Origin of the sequence: Psychrobacter sp. JCM 18903, from assembly GCF_000586475.1 — a bacterium.
Taxonomy (GTDB): domain Bacteria; phylum Pseudomonadota; class Gammaproteobacteria; order Pseudomonadales; family Moraxellaceae; genus Psychrobacter.
Map to the genome: position 1 here is coordinate 107423 of NZ_BAWJ01000003.1, position 23403 is coordinate 130825.

Sequence of the window (23403 nt, forward strand, 5' to 3'; positions counted from 1 at the left end):
AGTTAGAGTGAGGTCATATTTACTAGGGCGTGTCCTCATTTTAAAAATGGTGATAAAAATGAGGTAAATTGCAGTCAAACAAGGAAAATAGTGCAGATAATATCGAGATATTACCTAGCTATTTGACGATGTTTGGCAAGATTTAACCATTTTTAGCTCATTTAGATTGCTATCGGTTGAATTTAGGATACGCCCTAGTCCATTATAATGACGCTAAAAAATAATGATTACCGCAAAAAATCGTTATCAAAACGACATATGCGTTGTTTTTTGGTGAAAAAAAAGCCTGCATAGCGCAGGCTTAATAGATTTTTACCAATATACTTTAACGATTAATAATTGAAGGCTTAGCGCTCAACTTGGCTCACGTCACGTACCGCACCGGTATCGGCACTGGTAGTCATGGCAGCATAGGCACGTAGCGCAGGGGTCACATGACGGTCACGGCTTACAGGCTTCCACGCATCGCGGCCACGAGCTTCCATCGCTTCGCGGCGAGTGGCTAAATCGGCATCACTGACTTGCATGTTAATCGTACGATTAGGGATGTCGATATGGATGGTATCGCCTTCTTCAACCAAACCAATGGCGCCGCCTTCCGCTGCTTCTGGGCTGGCATGACCAATGGATAAACCTGATGTTCCACCAGAGAAACGACCATCGGTGAGTAGGGCGCATTCTTTGCCCAAGCCTTTTGACTTGAGGTAAGTCGTTGGGTAGAGCATCTCTTGCATACCAGGGCCGCCTTTAGGCCTTCGTAGCGGATGATAACCACATCACCTGCGACGATATTGTCAGCTAATACCGCAGCGACAGCATCATCTTGTGACTCAAATAGACGAGCACGACCAGTAAATACTAGGATGCTGTCATCCACACCTGCGGTTTTGACTACACAGCCACGCTCAGCGATATTGCCGTACAATACTGCCAAACCACCATCTGTAGAATAGGCATGTTGGCACTACGGATACAACCTGACTCACGGTTGACGTCGAGGTTTGACCATTCTTTTGATTGCGAAAATGCCTCAGTGGTACGTATGCCACCCGGTGCTGCAAGGAAGCGCGCGCGTGCCTCTTGATTATCAGGATTCATGATGTCCCATTTATCAATTGCGGCTTTCATCGTTGGACTATGGATTGTCGGTACGTCAGTCTTCAGTAATCCAGCACGATCAAGCTCGGCCAATAACGCAAAGACCCCGCCAGCACGATGCACATCTTCCATATGGTATTTTTGCGAGGCAGGGGCGACTTTTGCAAGGCAAGGTACACCGCGGCTTAGACGATCGATATCTGACATTTTGAAATCGACTTCTGCTTCGTTGGCAGCCGCTAACAGATGCAAAATAGTGTTGGTTGAGCCACCCATCGCGATATCTAAGGTCATCGCGTTTTCAAAAGCTGCTTTGCTAGCGATGGAGCGTGGCAATACTGAATCATCATCTTGCTCATAGCGACGTTTGGCAAGCGAGACAATGGTGCGTCCTGCTTCTAAAAACAACTCGCGACGCAGCGAATGGGTGGCGAGTAACGAGCCATTACCCGGTAATGCCAAGCCCAACGCTTCGGTTAAGCAGTTCATTGAGTTAGCCGTAAACATACCAGAGCATGAACCACAAGTCGGGCAGGCAGAGGATTCAATAGCGGCTACATCTGCATCACTAATGCTGTCGTCAGCGGCATCCATCATCGCATCGACAAGGTCAAGCTTACGAATCGCACTACTGTCACTACCATCGGTATTATGGCTCTTACCAACTGTGCTGGCTAAAATCTTGCCCGCTTCCATTGGGCCACCTGAAATAAACACTACTGGAATATTGAGGCGCATGGCAGCCATCAACATACCCGGCGTGATTTTATCGCAGTTAGAGATACACACTAGTGCATCCGCACAGTGAGCATTGACCATGTATTCTACAGAGTCGGCAATCAAATCGCGGCTGGGTAGCGAGTACAACATGCCGCTATGACCCATGGCAATACCATCATCGACCGCAATGGTATTGAACTCTTTAGCCACGCCGCCTGCTTGTTCAATTTCACGTGCGACCAGTTGCCCCAAGTCTTTTAAATGCACATGGCCGGGTACGAACTGGGTAAATGAGTTGGCAATCGCAATGATTGGTTTACCAAAGTCGCCATCAGTCATGCCAGTCGCACGCCATAATGCGCGCGCGCCTGCCATATTACGGCCGCCAGTAGAGGTTTTTGAGCGATAATCCATGTGATGTTCCTTACAAATAGGCGAGGTTTGTGAAAATGTGCACCCTCAATTTTAATATTGATAGTGTGCTTTTTATAAAATGCGAGGACTAGTGAATAATACTAGGTCGTTACCATACCATTAGATATGAGTCACTGAAAACTATTCATTGATAATGCCAAGTCAATAGTAGTCATAACATCGTAAGTATTTGGAAGATAAGGTGTTATTCGACGCGCTCTACTATCGCCGCCTCAAACCAAGGTAGCTCTGTTTTGTCCGCTTCCAATTTAGCGATAACCACTAACGCATGAGTCGCTGGCAAGCATTGATAATCAGCGTTTGCTTCAATAGGAAATAGTTGCTCATTGCCTTCAGCTTGTTCATCTATACTGATTAAGGTTTGCTTATTATTTTTGTAGAGTACATCGATACGACCAAAAAACTGCCAATCTTTAAAAGCGGCTGTAATAGCATCTGCTTCATTCTGAGTATAAAGTTGTTGGGTGTCTTTGCCCGTATTGGTCCAATGCAAGCGTACGGCTAACTGCAACGCTTCGCTAAACACCACCAATGACCCGATGATTTTGACATGCCAAGGGCTGCTTATTAGTGCTTCGCTAATACCAATCAGCTTGGCTGCTTCATGAGCGCTCATGGGCGTATTGAACTGTGACAGTAGGGCAGGTGTGAGAGGATTTGCTTGCTTAATCGCATCATTTAAACTGTCGTAATGATATAAGAACGGTAATGGTAAATCCTGTGTGACCGTCTTTTTAGTGATTTTGCAATTGTGTATCTTCCAACCAATCGTCTTATCGCTCAGTGCTTCGGCCAGAATGAGCGCGTTAGGCTCAATGCTTTGAGTAGGGGCTTGAGTCTCATTTTCAGTCTCAGCGCTGCTTGGTTGTTTTTCATTATTGAATACAGAGCCAGCTGTGACAGACGTTTGCGCTGCTTGAGCAGGTTCTGTGTAAATGTTACTCATATTTGATTGAGTCGGCAAAATAGACGAATCCATAAACGTAGTGTTGTTAAAGTAGAGGGTTAATATAACATTTAAAGCGCCTGACTCGCCAACCAAATTGGTGAGCTACCGCGATTAGCTTATGTATTGCTAATTTTCAATAACGAGTGCTATCGCAACTTGTGCTTAAACGACATTTCGTCCACTATATTACAGGCTATTCCATCCCTTCTAAAAGCTGTCGAGCAACCAATAATCAAACAAGTAAAGGAAAAAATAATGACCCAAGCCAATGAGCAAGCCGCGTATGACGATAACAATATCTTTGCCAAAATGCTAAACGGTGACATCCCATATCACAAAGTCTATGAAGATGATAAAACCCTTGCCTTTATGGATATCATGCCACAAGCAGAGGGGCATGTGCTGGTGATTCCTAAGCAAAAAGCCGTTGATTTGGCGGACCTTGAACCAGAGTATGCCGCCGCGGTGTTAATGACCGCTAAAAAAGTCATGCAAGCACAGCGTCAAGTATTTGCGCGTGAAGGCATTATTCAGATGCAATTAAATGGTAGCGAGGCGGGTCAAACCGTTTTTCATTATCACGTGCATCTCATTCCATCGAGTATTCATGAGCTCGGTCGACATGCAGTGACCCAAGCTGATCACACAGAACTGGCTGAAACGGCTAAGCAACTTGCTGCTACCATTACTGTTTAGTAATAAAAAAACGAGATGGCTGTCGAATTAACAAGCAAAACGTAAATTGTTCCAGAATAAAATAAAAAGGTCGCTAACAAGCGGCCTTTTTTATTACTTGGTAATAGTCATGTAACAATCGTTAAAGTCATGTTACAAGTTGGGCGCTTGTCTGGGGTTTTTGAGCATAGTGTGATAAAAATTGTATTTGTCTAGGACGTGTCCTCAATTCAATTGATCATATCTAAATGGGCTAAAAATGGCTAAATTTTGCCAAACATCGTTAAATAGCTGGTTAATATCCTGATATTATCTGCGCTATTTTTCTCGTTTGACGGCAATTTATCTCATTTTCATCACCATTTTTGAAATGAGGACACGCCCTAATAATAACTGATGCATTTTCGCCTTTGTGAGTCACTTTTTATAAAAAAGGCACTGCTCCTTCTGATTATTAATCTTGATATCGAAGATTATTTTTCATTGCTACTTTTTGGGGATATCACTTTCTATGAGTAAATTACCTCGCTCCACTATTTTGTTGCCGGTTTTTGTGCCGGCAGCAGCGATTATGCTGTTATTGGTGATCGGCACAGCCATCAACCCTGACGCTGCTGGCGAGCTGTTCAGCAAAGTGCTGGCATTTACCACCGACACTTTCGGCTGGTTTTATATGTTGGCAGTCGCCATATTTTTGATGTTTATTATCGCCTTGGCATTTTCGCCTTATGGCAGTATTAAATTGGGCCCTGACCATGCGGAGGCTGAGTATAAGTTTCTGGAATGGTTTGCCATGCTTTTTTCCGCAGGCTACGGTATCGCGCTATTGTTTTATGGCGTAGCAGAGCCCGTATTGCATTTTGCCAGTCCGCCACTTTCCACGCCACAGACGATTGAAGCTGCCAAAGAAGCCATGCAAATTGCCTATTTCCATTGGGGTTTCCATATTTGGGCGATTTATGGCGTAGTAGGTTTGTCGCTGGCGTATTTCTCTTTTCGTCATGGCTTGCCATTGTCGGTACGCTCAACGCTATATCCATTAATCGGTGACAAAATCTATGGCCCTATTGGACATACCGTTGATGTGTTTGCGATCGTGGGCACGATGTTTGGTATCGCCACCAGTTTGGGTCTGTCGGTGGCGCAAATTAACGCGGGTCTAAATTATTTGCTACCAGAGATGGTGCCAGTTAATACGACGGTGCAGGTTATCATCATCGCACTAGTGACTGCAGCTGCCTTGGTATCTGTGTTGGCAGGTATGGACAAAGGCGTCAAGCGCTTGTCTATTTTAAATATGGTATTGGCAACGGCACTCATGTTATTTGTCTTTATCGTTGGTCCGTCGATCTTTATTCTAAATGCTTTCATGGAAAATACGGGTAGCTATCTGGGCAATATCGTTGAGCGCACCTTTAGCTTGCAAGCCTATCAATCAAGTGATTGGATCGGTAGTTGGACACTATTTATTTTTGCATGGACGATTGCTTGGGCGCCTTTTGTGGGTCTGTTCATTGCCAAAATCAGTCGCGGTCGCACCATTCGTGAGTTTGTATTGGGCGTCATGTTAGTGCCAACGCTATTTACCTTCTTTTGGTTTTCGGTGTTTGGCGATACGGCACTGCATATGATTATGGTTGATGGTTACGACGCGCTGATTAGCGAAGTGCAAAACAACCAAGCGATTGCGTTATTTAAATTGCTAGAGAATTTACCATTTACGCAGATTGTCTCATCATTGACAGTACTGTTAATTATTACCTTTTTTGTGACGTCATCGGATTCAGGGTCATTAGTGATTGACTCGCTCGCCGCAGGTGGACGTAGTGATACGCCTTGGTGGCAGCGCTCGTTTTGGGTGGTAACCGAGGGAGCGGTCGCGGCAGTTCTACTTATCGCGGGCGGTCTGAGTGCACTACAAACAGCGGCTATCGTTAGTGCTTTGCCGTTTGCAATCATTATATTGATTTCGACATTTGGTATGTGGCGCGCACTACGTATTGAAGGACATCGCAATCAAAGCCTAGCCAATGACAATCATTTGCCGCCGCATCTACTTAAGCTCGACGCATGGCGTGATCGTATTGACTATATCACCAATCAACCAACGCGCGATAAAGTGCTGGGTTATATCAAAGGTACGGTTTTATCATCGATGCATGAGGTGGCAGAGAAATTTGCCGAAACGGGTTGGTTGCCTGATGTAAATTATGATGAGGTCAATAACCGTGCTGTATTGGAATTAAGACGCGGTGATAACGTTGAGTTCTGGTATGAAGTTCGTTTGTCAGAGCATGAAATTCCTGATTATTATACGGAAGATATGGCCAATGAATTACCACAAGAGCATCATCATCGTGCTGAGGTATATTTGCGCCGTGGTGGTCAAACCTATGATTTATATGGCTATCAATCAGAGTCGGTGATTAACGATATTATTGATCAGTTCGAAAAATACCTACACTTCTTAAATGTGTCGCCAGATAGTTTGCCATGGCGTATGCAGGAGCATGATGAGGACATCACGCTAGAGCAGGGCAGTGTGTTTGATAAGTAAGGGTGTACTGTTGAAAAAGTCGTGTTTCTTAATGCAAGTTATTCACGTTAATAGCTTGCAATATGCGTACGATTCCTTAGAATAACGGCTTGTTTTTATTATCTTATTTTAATTAATGGCAAGCCGTTTTTTATGTCTACTGATTCTCCTAATTTACCGTCGTCTTTGCCAGTATCTGACCATCCATTATTGCAACCATTGAATATTGGTGGCTTGACGATTGAAAACCGCCTCATGGTTGCTCCTATGGCGGGCGTGACGGACAATCCTTTTCGACGATTGTGTAAATCATTTGGTGCCGGTCATGCAGTGAGTGAAATGATTATCGCTGACACGGCGCTTTACGCGCGCAAAAAGTCCTTGTATCGTGCCAATTTTGACAATGAGATCGCGCCTATATCAGCGCAAATTGCAGGGGCTGAGCCTGATAAATTGGCAGAAGCGGCACGTTATCAGATTGATAATGGCGCGCAAATTATTGATATAAATATGGGCTGCCCTGCCAAAAAAGTCTGCCGTAGGCTGGCAGGTTCGGCACTGTTGCAAGACGAAGATTTGGTTGCCCGTTTACTAGATGCGGCGGTAAATAGCGTAAATGCCCCCGTGACCTTAAAAACGCGATTGGGCTATGAAAATGGTCGTGAGAATATCTTGCGTGTGGCGAAGCGCGCTGAGCAAGCAGGTATTGCAGCGATTGCCATTCACGGACGCACGCGCGAGGATATGTATACGGGCGAGGCGCGTTATGAGCTGATACGCGAAGTTAAAGAAAGCATCAACATTCCCGTCATTGCCAATGGCGATATCGATAGCGCGCAAAAAGCCCAGCGTGTCTATGAGTTGACAGGTTGTGACGCGGTGATGATTGGGCGTGCTGCCCAAGGACAACCGTGGATATTCCGTGATATCGAGCACTTCTTACGCACTGGTGAGAGTCTTGATGCACCGAGCGTCAGTGAGATAAAAGAGATCGTACTGGCGCATTTGCAAGAGCTATATGACTTTTATGGTGAGTACTCTGGCTGCCGTATCGCTCGCAAGCACATTGCTTGGTATACCACAGGCATTCCTAATTCTAATGCTTTTCGCCAAGCGATGTATGGTGAAGAAAGCACCGCTGGACAGTTTCGCGTGGTCGAAGATTTTTTGCAGGCGCACGAATAGTAAGTGAGAGAACGGCTCATGCTAAGCGTCTGTTAAATGATAAAAAATCTTTAAGGCTCGTCCACTTTAGCGGTATGTGGTTCTTTTTTGAGTACTGTATTTTCTTTTTGCCAAGGAAATTTGCCTTCTAATTCTACTTGTAGTGACAAGCTCAAAAAAGTCCGAATGAGTACGATAAAACCTAGTACTAAAACGCTGCGTAACGTCGGTTCTGTGACGACAGTCGCCATAATATCAGCGGCGATGAGGACTTCTAATCCTAACAAAATAGATTTACCGACGGTTTGTCTGATTTCGATATAGGTCTCATGGTTAAACCCACTGGTTAGGCGAATCCCTCGATAAAAAGCAAGAAACAGTCCAAAAAACATAATAAGTACGCCAATGATCTCGACTATCTTAGCAATTAAATCAATGTAATGAGCTAGAGTTGCAATCAAAACAGATACTCCTTATCGATGCTCGGTGAAAAGCGTAAGTCTGAAAAATACTGCGATTATACGTTTATCGATCCTTATGATCGGCAAATTATCTGGCTGAGACGGCGGTTTTGTTCACTTTAAGCCATAATTTTTTGCTATGCTGTAATCGAACATTCATAGGCATAGAAACAACAAAAAGGATTTTTTATGGCCAATCCCTCAAAAAAAGCAATCAACAAAGCGGTCAAAGATAAGCATATCATTATCACAGGGGCATCAAGCGGCATTGGTGAGCGTACAGCGTATTTACTCAGTGAATGCGGTGCGCATGTTATCTTATTAGCACGTACCGAAGACAAACTAAAAGCCGTTAAAGAAAGTATCGAGGAGCTTGGTGGCAATGCCAGTTATTACCCTTGTGATTTGACCAATATGGATGATATCGAAAAAGTTAGCACGCAAATCTTGGCAGATTTCGGACATGTTGATGTCTTGGTCAATAACGCTGGTCGTTCAATTCGGCGTTCGGTTCACGAGTCTATTGATCGTTTCCATGATTTTGAGCGTACTATGGATATCAATTACTTTGGCGCGGTTAAAATAGTTCTTGGGTTTTTGCCGACGATGATTGAACGTCAGACTGGTCAAATTGTGAATATCTCCTCTATTGGCGTATTGGCAAACAGTCCGCGTTTTGCCGCTTATGTCGCCTCAAAATCGGCATTGGATGCTTTTAGCCGCTGCTTAGCTGCTGAAGTGAAGGGCGATAATGTGACGATTACCAATATTTTTATGCCATTGGTACGCACGCCTATGATTGAGCCTACTAAGTTGTACCGCTACATGCCTGCGCTTATGCCTGATGAAGCAGCGATGATGGTTGCCAAAGCGATTGTCCATAAACCAAACAGTATTGCCAGCAACATGGGTAAATTTGCGTCAGCTACTTACTCATTGGCACCAGCAATCAACGTTGGTATTCAGTCGATGGGTTATCGTATTTTTCCAAGCACCCGTGCTGGACTGACTACCGATAAGAAGCCAAACCTTGCTCAGCGTGCCTTTGCCAGAATACTTCCTGGCGAGCATCATTAGAATAGGCTTTGTATGAGCCTTGATTTAGAATAAAAAAGGACGCTGCGGTGTCCTTTTTTAATGCCTTAAAAATTATTATTGTTGATATAAAAGAGGAGAGAGGGCAGTAGCAGCCTTTTGTTCTTAACGCTTTATTATGATCAAAACCTATTTATAACTGTCTACCATCATCACTCTTATGAGAACTAAAGTTGAGTCAACTCAAATTTAGATTTAGATATGGCACGGACATTAGATCATAAGTCGTTTCGGGTCATAAATGAGTCAATCATGCAGCTCAAATCGTGATTGCCATGATGTTAGATCCTGTATGAGTCAGGATAATGTTTAAGGCATATGTTAGTCGGCTTATAATTAAAGCTCCGCCCCCAATGCTTATGTCCTGTAGAGCACTTTGACCACATGCCAGCCAAATTTGGTTTTTACTAAATGTGGGGTGAAAAGTTTGCCGCTGAAGCAGATTTTATCAAATGGCGGTACCATGTCGCCTTGTTGAAACTCACCTAAGCTGCCGCCTTTTTTACCTGATGGGCAGGTTGAATGTCGTTTCGCCAGCACATCGAACTTAGCGCCTTTTTGAAGCTTGGCAATAATGTCTTCAGCCTGTTCTTTGTGTTTTACTAAAATGTGTAATGCGCTAGCTGTACGAGCCATAATGTAAACCTTTCATAAAATATCAATTATCGGGGCATTATATCACGGCTTATCTTGGTTGCTAACCGCACTTGTATGCGCTACTTCTTCAAAAGCCATTATCTACACAGGGGCTACTATTTGGATGAGAATCGGTGTCTTTTGAGTGTCGCTGTCATTACATCGGTGCAATGCATTTGGGTAGATGTGCATGAGCAGATCAATCGCACCTTGATCTGAGCTAAGAATCAAGGGTAGCTTACGAGCCCAATCAAGCCTAATGGTTAGGCATTAAGCGCTTTGCTAACTTTTTAATATCGTTATTCCCAACAGGATCTAGTGACTTGGCATACGATAGTGATCTGCGATTAGCTCAACAGTGCGTGATTGGCGCGGCGCGAATAGCCTGAACCACCATCATGACCTCATCCACCCCTGTCTGCTCCTGAAGATCCTCTAAACCTTTTGCGACCTCATCAGCAGTACCATGAAGGGTTTGATCGGTATACTGCTCAATAATCTGGCGCTCTTGCATATTGCTTGAAAAGCCGCCACTTCATCAGGAGGCAGCAAAGCAAAAGGTTTGCGCTGGAACATTCTTAACATTGCCATGGCAGACGATGTTGATTGGCGACGTGCCTCTACAGGATCTTCATCTGCAATCGCACCAATACTGACCAAACTATATGGCTTGGCTAGAATTTTTGAAGGACGGAAGTTTTCTCTGTAAATGCGCATCGCATTTAAAACATCAGCACTACCAAACTGTAGAGCGAACGCATATGGTCTGCCAAGCTGTGCTGCCATGTGGCTGAATAAGTCGATGACCCCAGGATCCAAACATCAGTGGCGGTCTTTGATGGTGGCACTCGGTTTTGCTCAGCTTGCCACGGACCTGGCACCGCATGAACCTCACTATAAGGATGGTCTTTTGGAAAGCTGTTTTCTAAAAAGCCCAACAACTCTGCGACTTGCTGAGGAAATTCATCGTTTGCTGCCTGATGCCGACGCAAAGCGGAAGCCGTTGCACCATCCGTACCCGGCGCCCGTCCCAAACCAAGATCAATTCGTCCTGGCGCCATCGCATCGAGCATATCAAATTGTTCAGCAATGACCAAAGGCACATGATTCGGTAGCATGATGCCGCCTGCACCAAGTCTAATTCGCTCAGTTTCCCCAGTCAGCCGAGCCACCATCATCTGCGGCGAAGGCACCGAAGCACCAGGCATGGCGTGATGTTCAGACATCCAAAACCGCTGAAAGCCTCTACTATCTGCCAGTTTTGCAAGAGCAATCATCTCTTGAAAGGTGTCCTCTGCCGTGTGACCAACGCCGGTGAAGGCATTGTCGAGCACCGAAAGAGCGAAAGGGGCGTTGCCTGAATGATTTGGAATATTCATAAACGATCTCAGTTATACCGTATTGATGATGTATGGCAACACACTTTTGGTATTGCCACACAAGAAAGATTTAAAGACTCAGCCATCAAGCACTAGAATTTATAGGTTTGACCATCATTAGGGACAAGCGCACGCTGCTTGTCTAAGTGCTTTTCTTCGATAAAGCGGCGCAGCTCTGCTTTTGTGAGAGTGGCATGATTTACCGTATCCATATGCACGCTCACAATCTGAGCATTAGGAGAGAATTTATACGCACGATATACATCGTCTTTACCCATGATGATAGAGTCATCAACAAAGGTAGTTAACTTCGCATAGCCTGTATTAAGGATGACCGCATCAGGCTTATAGCGAGTGAGTGCATCTTCCACTTCCTTATTCCAAATGGTATCCCCTGCGACATAGACAGTCTTGTAGTTTGGTTTTTGAAACACAAGTCCCATCGTTTTGCCCAGCAGTTCAGCTAATGGCGCAACCTTATACATCTCATCAGTGCCATGCTGCCCGATGGTTTTATTGATTCTAGTGCCTTTAAACACAACCCCTTGCTCAGTTAATACTCTGACATCGGTAAAACCATCTTTACGTACGATTACCGCATCGGCTTCATCTTGGGTAAAAATTGGCATGTCACGAGGCACGAGGTTGCGTGCGGCATCATCCCAATGGTCAGCATGAAGATGCGTCAAGATAATGGCATCCGCCTTAAGCACTTCGGCAACAGTCATCGGCAAATCCACCATTGGATAGCGTATTTGGCTATTTACTGTGCATCAAACCCTGGATAAGCGTTTTTAGCTGCTAGCATCGGATCCACTAAAACGTGGTGCCAGCATAATCAAGCTTGATCGTGGCATTACGGATTTGCTGAAATTGAACGGTATTGGTCACTGTCTGTTTTACCGCGTTAGAATTTGCTGTTGGACTGGCAAAGGTGGTACATGCCGTTAACAACATGACGCCACTTAACAGTGTGGTGCCGGTCAGTGATTTTACGATATTCATAATAGTTACCTTATTGAGAAAATTCTTCTTAATGGCAATAGGGTTTAAGAGTCTATTTCATTACTAAATCATGATTTGATTAACAACTTTGGATTAACGCGCAATCCACGTTTGAGTATCAATCACTTCGCCATATAGAAACTCAATCGCTGCCATGATGGTGGCGTGAGCCTGAGCAGCGGGTACTTTTGTGCCATTAAACTCAAGATCAAGCGTGGCACAGGCATCATGGACGGAAGTCGTGGTATAGCCAAAGTCTACTGCCGCACGAACGGTGGCATCGATACACATGTGGCTCATGGCGCCAATCACAGTCACTTCTTTGATACCTTGTTGATCTAATAACTCTTTCAGATCGGTCTCACGGAACGAATTGGGATAATGCTTAGTGATGACGGCTTCATTCTCTATTGGTTTTACCTTTTCATTGATCTCTACACCATCAGTACCAGGCGTGAAGATCGGGGCATCAGCAGGTATTTCATGACGGATATGAATGACGGTATGACCTTTTTCTCTCGCAGACGCAATCACCAAAGCGGCATTATCAGCGGCTTCGTTAATACCTACGAGTGATAAGTTACCTTGTGGAAAATACTCATTTTGAATGTCGACAACGATCAGTGCTTGTGTGTTCATGATAATTCCTTTTTGTTTATGGAAGTGACTGTATAGACGTATATTTTACAAGTACTATGCTACACTAACGAGTGGCTACATCGACACATAAGAGGTTAATAACGACATATGAATCAAAAACATGCTATTGAAATTGGCTTGATCGTCTATGAGAAAGCACAAATGGCCGCTGTCCTTGGCCTGACTGATTTACTGACGGTTGCCAGTAAACTCGCCGTCAAACGTCAAGATACAACAGATCTGCCTCTACAAGTGAGTCACTGGGAGATTAAGGGTGCTGAGCAGCAGCTACTTGCACTTTTTCGAGCAATCCTGATAGCGTAGGAAAATTAACAGCCGTCATCATTCCACCCACGTTAGAAGCACCGATTGCAAAGCAAGCATCAGAACCTTGGCTAGAATGGCTAAAAGAGCAGCATTCGACAGGGTGATACTGTCGTCCGTCTGCGCCGGTGCTTTTTTATTGGGCGAAACAGGACTACTATCTAAGCGCAAGGCAACCACACATTGGGGCTATGTAGAGGATTTTAAGCAGCGTTTCCCTGATGTGGAGCTCGATGTCGATCGCATTATTATCGAAGACGGTGATATTGTGACCGCTGGTGGTGCGATGGCCTGGACAGATTTGGGACTTAGGATGGTGGATCGCTTTCTTGGTTCTCAGGTGATGAATGAGACCGCTCGTATGTTGTTAATTGACCCCTCAAGGCGTGAACAATGTTATTACAGTGCTTTCTCACCTAACCTCACCCATGGAGACACAGCCATATTAAAAGTGCAGCATTGGCTACAAAGAACCAATGCACAAGATATTGATTTATCTACCTTAGCCAATTGCGCGCAGTTAGAAGAGCGTACTTTTCTGCGGCGCTTTCATAAGGCGACGGGCATGACATCCACAGAATATTGTCAGCGATTACGCATCGGAGAGGCAAAAGACTTTTTACAGTTCTCATCATCTCCTGTTGAGCAAATAGCGTGGAAGGTGGGTTATAGTGATGCCAGTGCATTTCGTAAAATATTTAAGCGCCTTGTTGGTTTGACGCCAAGTGAGTATCGGCGCAGATTTAATACGAATAAGGCGTGATAGGTTTAGGTAATGATTTTTTTAAAGGTAGGCACATTGACTGCTTATAAGTAAGAGTTAGATGTAATAAAACGGCCACTGATGTAGCCATAACCGTTTTATTCTTTAACTATCATTAACGGGAAGACACTCCTTTAAAACGCAGTAAACGCAATGCATTCAGCGTGACCAGTACCGTAGCACCAGTATCTGCTAGCACAGCAATCCAAAGTCCTGTCACGCCGAGCACAGTGGTTATCAGAAATATGCCTTTTAACCCAAGTGCAAATATGACATTTTGATGGATATTTCTCATGGTGGCGCGGGATAAGGCAATAAGGTTAGCAACGTCCATTACGCGGCTTTTTAATAGGGCAATATCAGCCGTTTCGATAGCCACATCCGTGCCACTTCCCATCGCAATGCCAATATCTGCCGCTGCCAAAGCGGGTGCATCATTGATACCATCACCAATCATCGCTATTTTACTATTGCTTTGCATCTCTCTGAGTAGACGTAGCTTGTCTTCAGGTAACAGCTCAGCTTGCCACTCTATATCTAACTGACTGGCTAGCGCTTTTGCCGTACGGCTATTGTCACCTGTGAGCATGACAGAGCGCACGTTCATCTTATTGAGCTGTGCAATAGCTTGCTGTGCATCTTCTCGTAACTCATCACGTAGAGCGACCAATCCGAGCGCCTCCCTCGTTTGCTCATCAAACAAAATAGAAACCGTCTTACCGTCGTTTTGTAGCGTCTCAATCTGAATCTGCTGCTCAGCTGGCAACATCACTTTCTCAGCGACGTAGACTGGTGAGCCGATGGCCAAAGAGCGTCCAGCGACAGTGGCATGAACGGCTTTGCCTGCCGTAGCAAAAGCATTAGAGGCATCCGGTATCACTACCTTAGCGGCTTTGGCATGATCCACAATAGCCTAGCAAGTGGATGACTAGAAGCAGCATCGACGCTTGCAAATAGTGACAGTAGTTTATCGTGACCCTCAGCAGCGGTATGCGCTGTTTTAAAACCAATAACATCGGTTACCCGTGGTTTTCCTTCAGTCAAAGTACCCGTTTTATCAAAAGCGACAGTACTGACCTGACCCACCAACTCCATGACATTACCGCCTTTGATAAGCAGTCCATGGCGCGTGCCGACAGCCAAACCTGAGGCAATAGCGGCAGGTGTTGACAGCACAAGGGCACAAGGACAAGCTATCAGTAATAGCGCCAAACCGCGATATAGCCATATTCCCCATTCTGCTCCCATCAGTAGAGGTGGGATAATAATGACCAGCGCTGCAATCGCCATAACGATAGGCGTATAGTAGTGGCTAAAGGTTTCAATAAAGCGTGCAGTCGGTGCTTTGGACGCTTGCGCCTGCTCCACAAGTTCAATAATACGCGCAATCGTATTATCTGCCGCTGTTTTTTCTACGCGTATTTGTAGTACTCCATCAACGTTGATAGATCCAGCAAAGACCTCAGCGCCTATGGTTTTGGCAACAGGAACAGATTCTCCTGTCACAGGTGACTCATCAAGCTAGATATCCCTTGAATAATCACCCCATCAGCAGAAACTCTATCACCGGGACGCACAAGCACCTTATCGTTAATCTGTAATGCAGTCGCTGCCACCTGACATTGTTGTCCTTGCGCGTCCAATAAAATAGCCGTCTTTGGCACTAGTGATGATAACGCTCTGATGCCAGCGCGCGCACGATCAGCTGCGACGCTTTCTAATAGCTCACCAACCGAAAATAGAAACACCACGGCAGCAGCTTCTTCTGCCTCTCCAATGATAAGGCGCCGATAGCCGCAACAGACATGAGCATTTCAATTGAAAAAGGCGAACCTACTAACGCCAGTGCAAAAGCTTTACGGGCAAATGGTAGGACACCGATAGCCACAGCGGCAATAAAAACCCATGCGCCATATTCAGGTAAAATTAAAGACAACATATATGCGGCACTCATCAAAAGCCCAGTACCAATAACCTGTTTGCCTTTTACGGTTTGCCACCAGCGCTGATTATTTACCGCTGCTTGACCACCATCAATTCCCATCTCATTTTGTTGACTCGTTAACGCTGATACACCAAATCCTAAGCGCTTAATAGTCTTTTCGATTTCTTTAACGTCAGTACTCGTATCAGGTTCTAGGGTTAATTCTAGCTTTTGAGTCGAAAAGTTTAACTGAATCCCAGAGACGCCTGGCATACGTATGAGCGCCCGCTCAATTTTGCCAACACAACTGGCACAGTCCATACCTTCAATATGATATTGCATAGTTATTTATCCTCTTATTAAAAACATTATGAACCCTATAGTAGCTTCAGGGTCAAGGCTTTTAACGACAAAGAGATTTGATTTTTTATCAGCAAACCTTATAGTTACTTTATTGTTTTAGATAATAGAAAATACTATTTAAGGAGATACACATGCTAATCAAAATTGGCGAGCTTGCCACGCGCACCGGTGCGACGGTCGAAACCATTCGTTATTATGAGAAAGAGATGTTATTACCAGAGCCTGCGCGTAGCCAAGGCAACTATCGTTTGTACAATGAGGCGCATTTTGAGCGTCTACAATTTATCCTGCACTGCCGTACGCTCGATATGACTTTGGATGAAGTACGAACCCTGCTTCAGTATAGAGATAAACCTGAGGAAAACTGCGGTGAGGTCAATGTGCTATTGGATGAGCATATCGATGCGGTAGAAACACGTATGGAAGAGCTGGTACAATTAAAGCAACATCTACTAGCGTTGCGGCAAAAATGCGCAAGTGAAGCGCTAGCTGAATCCTGCGGAATATTGCATGCGCTTGCCGATAACTCCTGTCATAAATAAAGTATTCATTTTGGTAACATTATCCACTTTTCATACGTAAAAGTAGACATATCACCAAACGCGCATGGTCAATAAATTCAAAATGATTCAGCCCATAATCCTTTCTGTTAATCGTATAGACTGCGCGTCTATCAGACTGATTCATTGCACTTGTGCAGGGAAGCCAGCCTTTGCTAAAGCAGTCGTCATCTGCTCAACACTTGCGATGGTTTCGATACTGATCACTTTGGCTGCTAAATCAATGTCAATCTTGGCGTTTGAGTCGATATCGTGAATGGTTGCTGTCACACCACGAGCACAACCGCCACATTTCATATTTACAATTAATAGTTTCATAGCCTTTCTCCAAATAAGTTTTATTTCATCACTAAGCTTAAGCCTTGTCATGATGGTAAGGCCAAACACATTTTTAAAAAACACGCTTGACCTTACCATTATGTCAACCTCTATGCTGTTGATAACAGATTGAACATGATAGAGGGTGTTATGAACTCAGAAAATAGTAAGTCTTATCTTTACAATGAAACATTGCCCATTGAAGGTATGACCTGTGCTTCATGTGTGGGGCGGGTGGAAAAAGCATTAAAAAAAGTTGAAGGTGTTGAAAATGCTGAGGTGAATCTTGCGACTGAAAAAGCCATGATTTCCTCGTCTCAACCTTTAGACCTTATCGCAGTAACCAAAGCCGTAGAACGAACCGGTTATAAGGTCTTGGCCTCTCAGCCGATTGAGCTGTCGATAGAAGGTATGACTTGTGCTTCCTGTGTTGGACGGGTAGAAAAAGCATTAAAAAAAGTCGAGGGCGTACAACAAGCAAACGTCAACCTTGCTACCGAACGCGCATGGGTACAAGGCAACGCTCAAGTACAGAGTAGCGATTTGATTCAAGCCGTTAAAAAAGCGGGATACACGGCTAAGCAGATTGAGCAGAGTGTGAGTGTTCAACAGGATAAAAAAGCCACGGAACAGCAGCAGCTGAAACGAGATTTAGCGATCTCTTTAATTCTAGCCGTGCCTGTTTTTATTCTAGAAATGGGATCACATATGATTCCAGCTTTTCATATGTGGGTCATGGATAATATCGGCACGCAACAAAGCTGGCTGATTCAATTTGTTTTGACCACGCTGGTACTTATCTTTCCAGGGCGACGTTTTTTATCAAAAAGGTATTCCAGCATTATGGCGCTTTGCTCCAGATATGAATTCATTGGTGGCTGTTGGAACACTAGCGGCTTATAGTTTTTCGCTAGTCGCAACATTTATTCCACAAGTTCTACCTGAAGGCACTGTGAATGTTTATTACGAAGCGGCAGCTGTGATTGTAAGCTTAATTTTATTAGGGCGTTATTTTGAGGCAAAAGCCAAAGGGCGTACCTCTCAAGCCATTCAACATCTAGTGGGTATGCAAGCAAAAACAGCGCGTATTCACCACAATGGGCAAGTGATTGAAGTACCGATTGCAGAGGTGACCACAGAAACGATCGTTGAGATTCGACCCGGTGAGCGTGTTCCAGTCGATGGTGAAGTCGTTGAAGGTCAAAGTTATATTGATGAATCCATGATTACAGGTGAACCCGTGCCTGTCAAAAAACAAGTCGGTGATCAAGTGGTAGGCGGCACGGTCAATCAGAATGGAAACTTAAATTTTCGGGCAACTGCCATTGGAGAATCGTCGGTATTGGCGCAAATCATTCGCATGGTTGAACAGGCTCAAGGGTCTAAATTACCGATTCAGGCATTGGTCGATAAAGTCACTATGTGGTTTGTTCCCATGGTCATGCTCTTAGCGGCCCTGACTTTTGCTGTATGGTTTATTTTTGGTCCTGACCCTGCGTTGACGTTTAGTCTCGTCAACGCCGTTGCCGTCCTAATCATTGCTTGTCCCTGTGCAATGGGATTGGCAACCCCCACCTCCATTATGGTGGGTACAGGTCGCGGCGCAGAAATGGGCGTCTTATTCCGCAAAGGTGAAGCATTACAAGCGTTACAGGAAGTTCAAGTCATTGCGGTCGATAAAACTGGTACATTGACTGAAGGCAAACCAACCTTGACAGACTTTTATGTCCAACAAGGGTTCGAACGTGAGCAAGTCTTGCGCATTGTGGCATCGGTCGAAGCAAAATCTGAACATCCCATTGCCCTAGCCATTGTTCAGGCCGCAGAGCAACAAAATATTAGCTTATTACCGATTACCACTTTTCACTCTGTGACAGGATTTGGCATCAAAGCAGAAGTTGAAGGTCAAGCCGTTCATATTGGTGCTGATCGTTATATGCAGCAATTAGGACTTGATGTTACTCCCTTTAAAGACGAAGCCACGCACTTAGGACAAGAAGCTAAAACCCCTATATATGTCGCGATTGACCAGAAGCTAGCAGCCATTATTGCCGTTGCAGATCCTATTAAAGACAGCACTTATGCCGCTATTGCAGGTTTACATCAACTGGGATTAAAAGTAGCAATGATTACAGGCGACAATCGCCATACTGCGCAAGCGATTGCCGCAAAATTACATATTGATCAAGTGATCGCAGAAGTGTTGCCTGATGGAAAAGTAGATGCGATATGTCAACTGCAACAACAATATGGGCGAGTGGCTTTTGTTGGTGATGGTATCAATGATGCGCCCGCTCTTGCTCAAGCTGATGTCGGACTGGCAATTGGGACAGGGACAGATGTGGCAATTGAAGCCGCAGATGTAGTGTTGATGTCGGGTAGTTTACAAGGGGTTCCTAATGCGATTGCTTTAAGTAAAGCGACCATCAAAAATATTCGACAAAATCTATTTTGGGCATTTTTCTATAATATTGCTCTGATTCCAATTGCTGCAGGGGTCTTGTATCCAGCGTTTGGAATTTTGTTGTCACCAATTTTTGCAGCAGGAGCAATGGCGCTATCCTCTGTTTTTGTGCTAGGTAATGCCTTACGCTTAAAGTATTTTCAGGTGCCAACGATTAAAGCATAGATTGTATTAAGATAGGGTTAAAGTAGCCGTTTGGCTTTAACCCTTTTTATATCAGGAGGAAAGTTATGAATATCGGTCAAGCGTCAGAGCAATCAGGAATCTCTCCCAAAATGATCCGCTATTATGAACAGATTGGGTTACTTGATGCCGCAAAACGCTCAAATTCAGGATATCGAATCTATTCTAAACAAGATATAAAAGACTTATGCTTTTTGAGACAGGCTCGTGATTTAGGTTTTTCCTCCAAACAGATGAAAGAGTTACTTGATTTGCGGAAAAATACAGATCGGCAGAGTGCTGATGTTAAACAATTGACACTGCAACATATCGCAACTTTGAACCAAAAAATAGCTCAATTGCAAGATATGGTGAGCTTATTACAGGTTTCTGCTGATCATTGCTCAGGTGATGCAAACGCCGATTGTGCCATACTAAAAGATCTTGAACAGAATAAATAAAGTAAATTAGATATAATCTTACCTGTTTTTTATGCATATCTCAGTCTGAAAAAAATGTGTCTAAAAAAATAGTTTCAGAAAAAATTAAGGCTATGGTTCCCTAGTGAGGACTTGAATCTTTGGCTGTAGGCTAATGGTATCAACGTTTTAACTCGCTGAAATAGTCACAGTGTACTTCATAGTGTACTTACCATACATATTCTATTCGTGATCGGTGCGCTATAGATGCACCGATCAAACGTTATCTTAAATGAAATTGAGCATAAGAAAGACAATTTATAAAGGGTTCATTGAGGTATATATTAATATCAATGATCCAAACTCAGGAATTAAGTCATGTTATTTTTTCATTTAAAATCATCATTTCCTATATTCAAAACGGCAATGGCTTCTGCTTTATTAATGGGTACTGTACAACTGATGACAGGCTGTGACTCACAGCCCTCATCTTCAAATAATGACGGCACTGCGCAAACGAATAATATAGATAAAGACATGGCTAAGAATGATGAGATATCTGTCAATTCGGGGCCTACAAATACGAGGGCTATGGATAAAGCACAAGCTAACGAAGCAGATATAGCTAATGAGCAAGTCGTCAGCCCATCAGGGTATCAAAAACTAAGCTTCGGTCAGATGATTACTCCTGAATTGCTAAGTAGCCTAGGAATGACCAAAGCCAAGAGCGATAACGAACAATGCTATTACGTCAGTAATTCAGAACTGAGCTATGTCGATAAAGAGTACGGTGAACGCGCTTCTGTGTTATATCAAATCATAGATGGTAAAGTTGCTCTGATCAGTATTCAGGATCCAAGCATCCCGTTTTATAAAGACATCAACGTTGGTAATTTAGCCTCAGACGTTATGAAAGCACATAATGACGAGCTTAGCTACGAGGTCGATAAATATGCAGTTGATGGTGACTACTATAGCCTGATTGCTAACGTCAATTTTAAGGTGATAAAAGAAAGCCCACTTGGAGAATTCTTAAAAGACGACAATATTAAGCTTAATAATAAACAGGATAATCTGCCGCTACAAATTGAATATCATATCAAGGGTGGTCAAAAGCTGAGTGATTCTATGATTAAGGCGACTGAGTGGACAGCAGACAATAAAAACCTATTAAAAGGGGAGGTAGAAAGCATCGATATTGGTATACCAGAAGCGATTTATTTGGTGGAAGGCTGCTCTTAAAAGTTGAATATAATAACCCAGTATCTAGCTGGGTTATTAGTGAAGGGTCGCTTTGTGACTCATGCTCAATCAATGAGTTATCGCACTCTCTAAAATCGTATACGCTGCTTTGACCCTATCTGCATTGGGATAGTTTTTATTTGCCAGAATGACAATGCCTGATTTTTCGGCAGGAATATAAGCGATATAGCCACCAAACCCATTAGTAGCACCTGTTTTGTTGACCCAGACGTTGTTTAAAATAGGCGTTGGATGATTATCTGTTGTAATGGCTTGAGGCTTTAGAACCACGTCCATTGAGTTGCCTTCGAGTAAGGTATTTAGCTTAGTCGGATAAGGGTACATCTCCCATCCTAACCCTTGGGTAAAAGTGCTCGCCTGATAGTAACCCTTTCTATTATTATCTAACGCTTGCTGAATATCTTTATCCAGCGGCACCAACCCCATATTAGCCGCCATAAACTGCGTCATATCTTTAATGGTAGATTTAATGCCATAGGCTTCAGCGTCTAACATACCAGGATTGACTCGGATAGCATCGCCAGCAGTATTATAACCAAATGCATAGTCTGCCATTTTGTCATTAGGCACATTGATAAAGGTGTTGGGCATATTGAGCGACGGCAGTATTTTTTCTTCCATAAGCTGTGTGTAGTCAGTGTCCATGCTCAATGCCGATATATAACCAAACAATCCTATGCTGGCATTGGAATACAAACGCTTTGAGTTGACAGGAAAGACGGGCTGCCAAGATTTATAATAACGGAGTAACTGTTTATTATTTTTAACGTCATCAGGTACTTGTAGCGGCAGACCACCAGCTGAATAGGTGGCTAGGTTTATAAGCTTAGTATTGCCAATGGTGCTGTTTTTTAGGTAGGGAATATATTTGTCAGCGGTATCTTCTAATGTAAGTGTGCCCTTTAATTCTGAATAACTGGCTAAGGTAGCCGCAAACGTCTTACTGATTGAGCCTAGCTCAAAAATAGTGTCCTCTGACACAGGTTTGCCAGCTTTTTTATCAGCCAAACCATAATGATAGAAGTGTGATTTACCATCAATAATAATACCAAAAGCCATCCCTGAAATATCATGTTCGTTCATTAACGATCTGGCTTGCTGATCAACGGCATTTTTCAGAAGATCATCACTGTCAGCTGCATGTACGGTTCCAGACAGTAATGCTGCTGTTAATAAAGCGGTAAGTCCTACTTGATTTAAAAGGATTTGAACGGATTTTTTCATTATAGGGCTTCTTGTTTATTCTGATAGATGGGCTAAGAATTTAATGCGTATGCAAATAGCTTTTCGCTTTCAATTCGGGTATGACTTTTTACATTATCTCAGAATGCTGAATCCCCGACAATCTCAGCGACTTGTTATCATGGGTTGGATGCTTTAGGGCATACCCCAAGGGAACCAGTTATTTCACCCTTCAAACCTATTAACAGAGCACTTAAAACAGACTGCTATAATGGAACCACTTATAACAGACTATAAAAAATTTAACACGACAACATCCTGTCCTATTTAACCAAATACCCGCCATAATATCCAAAATAATCCAGCCATAATGATGGCAATCACCAATAGCCTTTTCAGCCAATAGGGTATCAGCGGTTTTTTATAGCCTAAATCATTAAGCTGGCTGTCCACACCATTTTGTAGGCTCTTGAATCCTCGACTTTGCTTAGTCGTTTTGACGCGATTTTTGATCAGCTGTCCAGTTTCATCCTCAGCACCTTGCTCTCTATCAAAGCTAATAGCATGATTAGGAATGCCTTGCTTGCTGGCGATAGTGTTGAGTTTTTGCTGCTGCTTCACCTTTAGTTGTGTCTCATAGGCATCAATCCTATTCTTGGCATCATCCATACTAATGTCTTCGTCTGCCGCCAAAGTCTTGATCGCCATCACTAAATTGTTTTTTTCGATCATCATGATGACGTCTCTTGGCAGCTTTGGATTGACTGGTTTTGAGCTAGGGTCGGGGTTAAACATGACTGTCCTTATGGCGATATGAAAAATAGGCATCGATAGTGTTGATTATTATAACCATTTTACAACAGTAATAT

At 43.7% G+C, this 23403-nt stretch carries 22 protein-coding genes and 3 pseudogenes; 10 read left to right on the forward strand and 15 right to left on the reverse strand.

Going from position 1 to position 23403, the window contains the following annotated elements:
• Window positions 1–347 precede the first annotated feature (347 nt).
• A pseudogene (ilvD, locus tag TT12_RS03205) lies at window positions 348–2232 on the reverse strand (dihydroxy-acid dehydratase).
• 205 nt (window positions 2233–2437) lie between these two features.
• The gene (locus tag TT12_RS03210; protein ID WP_227678936.1) at window positions 2438–3199 is read right to left on the reverse strand and encodes a hypothetical protein; all 762 of its coding nucleotides are present in this window, start codon (window positions 3197–3199) and stop codon (window positions 2438–2440) included.
• Between the two features lie 258 nt (window positions 3200–3457).
• Between TT12_RS03210 and TT12_RS03215 the strand changes: the two genes are divergently transcribed.
• The 3 genes from TT12_RS03215 (at window position 3458) to dusB (ending at window position 7598) form a co-directional block, all read left to right on the forward strand.
• Complete coding sequence (locus TT12_RS03215; protein ID WP_045452152.1) at window positions 3458–3898, forward strand: HIT family protein; 441 nt, start codon at window positions 3458–3460, stop codon at window positions 3896–3898.
• Between the two features lie 490 nt (window positions 3899–4388).
• Window positions 4389–6434: a BCCT family transporter gene (locus TT12_RS03220; RefSeq protein ID WP_045452155.1), complete on the forward strand. Its 2046-nt coding sequence runs from the start codon at window positions 4389–4391 to the stop codon at window positions 6432–6434.
• Between the two features lie 132 nt (window positions 6435–6566).
• Window positions 6567–7598 (forward strand): tRNA dihydrouridine synthase DusB, encoded by a 1032-nt coding sequence (dusB, locus tag TT12_RS03225; RefSeq protein WP_201605642.1) that lies wholly within the window; start codon window positions 6567–6569, stop codon window positions 7596–7598.
• 50 nt (window positions 7599–7648) lie between these two features.
• On the opposite strand, the gene TT12_RS03230 is transcribed toward dusB, so the two are convergent.
• A complete protein-coding gene (locus tag TT12_RS03230; protein WP_045452159.1) occupies window positions 7649–8038 on the reverse strand; it encodes a DUF1622 domain-containing protein in 390 nt (129 codons plus the stop codon).
• A 189-nt stretch (window positions 8039–8227) separates the two neighbouring features.
• Here TT12_RS03230 and TT12_RS03235 point away from each other — a divergent pair, with 189 nt between their 5' ends.
• The gene (locus TT12_RS03235) at window positions 8228–9115 is read left to right on the forward strand and encodes an SDR family NAD(P)-dependent oxidoreductase (protein ID WP_045452162.1); all 888 of its coding nucleotides are present in this window, start codon (window positions 8228–8230) and stop codon (window positions 9113–9115) included.
• Between the two features lie 375 nt (window positions 9116–9490).
• On the opposite strand, the gene TT12_RS03240 is transcribed toward TT12_RS03235, so the two are convergent.
• The 6 genes from TT12_RS03240 to TT12_RS03255 form a co-directional block, all read right to left on the reverse strand.
• Window positions 9491–9769, reverse strand: coding sequence for a peptidylprolyl isomerase (locus tag TT12_RS03240; RefSeq protein WP_045446094.1), 279 nt, complete (start codon window positions 9767–9769; stop codon window positions 9491–9493).
• Window positions 9770–10204: 435 nt separating this feature from the next.
• The gene (locus TT12_RS16390) at window positions 10205–10486 is read right to left on the reverse strand and encodes an LLM class oxidoreductase (protein WP_243443315.1); all 282 of its coding nucleotides are present in this window, start codon (window positions 10484–10486) and stop codon (window positions 10205–10207) included.
• Between the two features lie 5 nt (window positions 10487–10491).
• Window positions 10492–11148 carry an MsnO8 family LLM class oxidoreductase gene (locus tag TT12_RS16395; RefSeq protein WP_243443316.1) on the reverse strand — a complete coding sequence of 219 codons (657 nt, stop codon included), beginning with the start codon at window positions 11146–11148 and terminating at the stop codon, window positions 10492–10494.
• 92 nt (window positions 11149–11240) lie between these two features.
• On the reverse strand, window positions 11241–11876 hold the full coding sequence (locus TT12_RS03250) for an MBL fold metallo-hydrolase (RefSeq protein ID WP_243443317.1): 636 nt from the start codon (window positions 11874–11876) through the stop codon (window positions 11241–11243).
• An 88-nt stretch (window positions 11877–11964) separates the two neighbouring features.
• The gene (locus tag TT12_RS16400; protein WP_243443318.1) at window positions 11965–12153 is read right to left on the reverse strand and encodes a hypothetical protein; all 189 of its coding nucleotides are present in this window, start codon (window positions 12151–12153) and stop codon (window positions 11965–11967) included.
• A 93-nt stretch (window positions 12154–12246) separates the two neighbouring features.
• Window positions 12247–12792: a cysteine hydrolase family protein gene (locus tag TT12_RS03255; RefSeq protein ID WP_045452165.1), complete on the reverse strand. Its 546-nt coding sequence runs from the start codon at window positions 12790–12792 to the stop codon at window positions 12247–12249.
• Window positions 12793–12900: 108 nt separating this feature from the next.
• Here TT12_RS03255 and TT12_RS16405 point away from each other — a divergent pair, with 108 nt between their 5' ends.
• The gene (locus tag TT12_RS16405) at window positions 12901–13116 is read left to right on the forward strand and encodes a hypothetical protein (RefSeq protein WP_243443319.1); all 216 of its coding nucleotides are present in this window, start codon (window positions 12901–12903) and stop codon (window positions 13114–13116) included.
• Window positions 13117–13192: 76 nt separating this feature from the next.
• A complete protein-coding gene (locus TT12_RS03260) occupies window positions 13193–13879 on the forward strand; it encodes a GlxA family transcriptional regulator (RefSeq protein ID WP_243443336.1) in 687 nt (228 codons plus the stop codon).
• Between the two features lie 115 nt (window positions 13880–13994).
• On the opposite strand, the gene TT12_RS18170 is transcribed toward TT12_RS03260, so the two are convergent.
• The 3 genes and pseudogenes from TT12_RS18170 to TT12_RS16415 all read right to left on the reverse strand — a co-directional run bounded on the left by TT12_RS18170 (window position 13995) and on the right by TT12_RS16415 (window position 16145).
• Window positions 13995–14786, reverse strand: coding sequence for an HAD-IC family P-type ATPase (locus TT12_RS18170; protein ID WP_279378793.1), 792 nt, complete (start codon window positions 14784–14786; stop codon window positions 13995–13997).
• Window positions 14759–15630: pseudogene (locus TT12_RS18750) on the reverse strand (HAD-IC family P-type ATPase). Before TT12_RS18750 ends, TT12_RS18170 begins: the two are co-directional and overlap by 28 nt.
• Window positions 15597–16145, reverse strand: coding sequence for a cation transporter (locus TT12_RS16415; protein ID WP_243443320.1), 549 nt, complete (start codon window positions 16143–16145; stop codon window positions 15597–15599). Before TT12_RS16415 ends, TT12_RS18750 begins: the two are co-directional and overlap by 34 nt.
• 152 nt (window positions 16146–16297) lie before the next feature.
• Here TT12_RS16415 and cadR point away from each other — a divergent pair, with 152 nt between their 5' ends.
• Window positions 16298–16708 carry a Cd(II)/Pb(II)-responsive transcriptional regulator gene (gene cadR / locus TT12_RS03270; RefSeq protein WP_045452168.1) on the forward strand — a complete coding sequence of 137 codons (411 nt, stop codon included), beginning with the start codon at window positions 16298–16300 and terminating at the stop codon, window positions 16706–16708.
• A gap of 141 nt (window positions 16709–16849) precedes the next feature.
• Here cadR and TT12_RS03275 read toward each other — a convergent pair whose 3' ends face one another.
• Window positions 16850–17044 (reverse strand): heavy-metal-associated domain-containing protein, encoded by a 195-nt coding sequence (locus tag TT12_RS03275; RefSeq protein ID WP_045452171.1) that lies wholly within the window; start codon window positions 17042–17044, stop codon window positions 16850–16852.
• A 150-nt stretch (window positions 17045–17194) separates the two neighbouring features.
• On the opposite strand from TT12_RS03275, the pseudogene TT12_RS03280 reads away from it, so the two are divergent.
• From TT12_RS03280 to TT12_RS03290, 3 genes and pseudogenes are all read left to right on the forward strand, one after another.
• Window positions 17195–19673, forward strand: a pseudogene (locus TT12_RS03280) (heavy metal translocating P-type ATPase).
• Window positions 19674–19738: 65 nt separating this feature from the next.
• Window positions 19739–20131 carry a Cu(I)-responsive transcriptional regulator gene (gene cueR, locus TT12_RS03285; protein ID WP_045452174.1) on the forward strand — a complete coding sequence of 131 codons (393 nt, stop codon included), beginning with the start codon at window positions 19739–19741 and terminating at the stop codon, window positions 20129–20131.
• 336 nt (window positions 20132–20467) lie between these two features.
• Window positions 20468–21331, forward strand: coding sequence for a hypothetical protein (locus TT12_RS03290; RefSeq protein ID WP_045452177.1), 864 nt, complete (start codon window positions 20468–20470; stop codon window positions 21329–21331).
• 69 nt (window positions 21332–21400) lie between these two features.
• On the opposite strand, the gene ampC is transcribed toward TT12_RS03290, so the two are convergent.
• Window positions 21401–22576, reverse strand: coding sequence for a class C beta-lactamase (ampC, locus tag TT12_RS03295; protein WP_045452180.1), 1176 nt, complete (start codon window positions 22574–22576; stop codon window positions 21401–21403).
• A 285-nt stretch (window positions 22577–22861) separates the two neighbouring features.
• Window positions 22862–23329, reverse strand: coding sequence for a hypothetical protein (locus tag TT12_RS03300; RefSeq protein ID WP_045452183.1), 468 nt, complete (start codon window positions 23327–23329; stop codon window positions 22862–22864).
• Window positions 23330–23403: the final 74 nt, after the last annotated feature.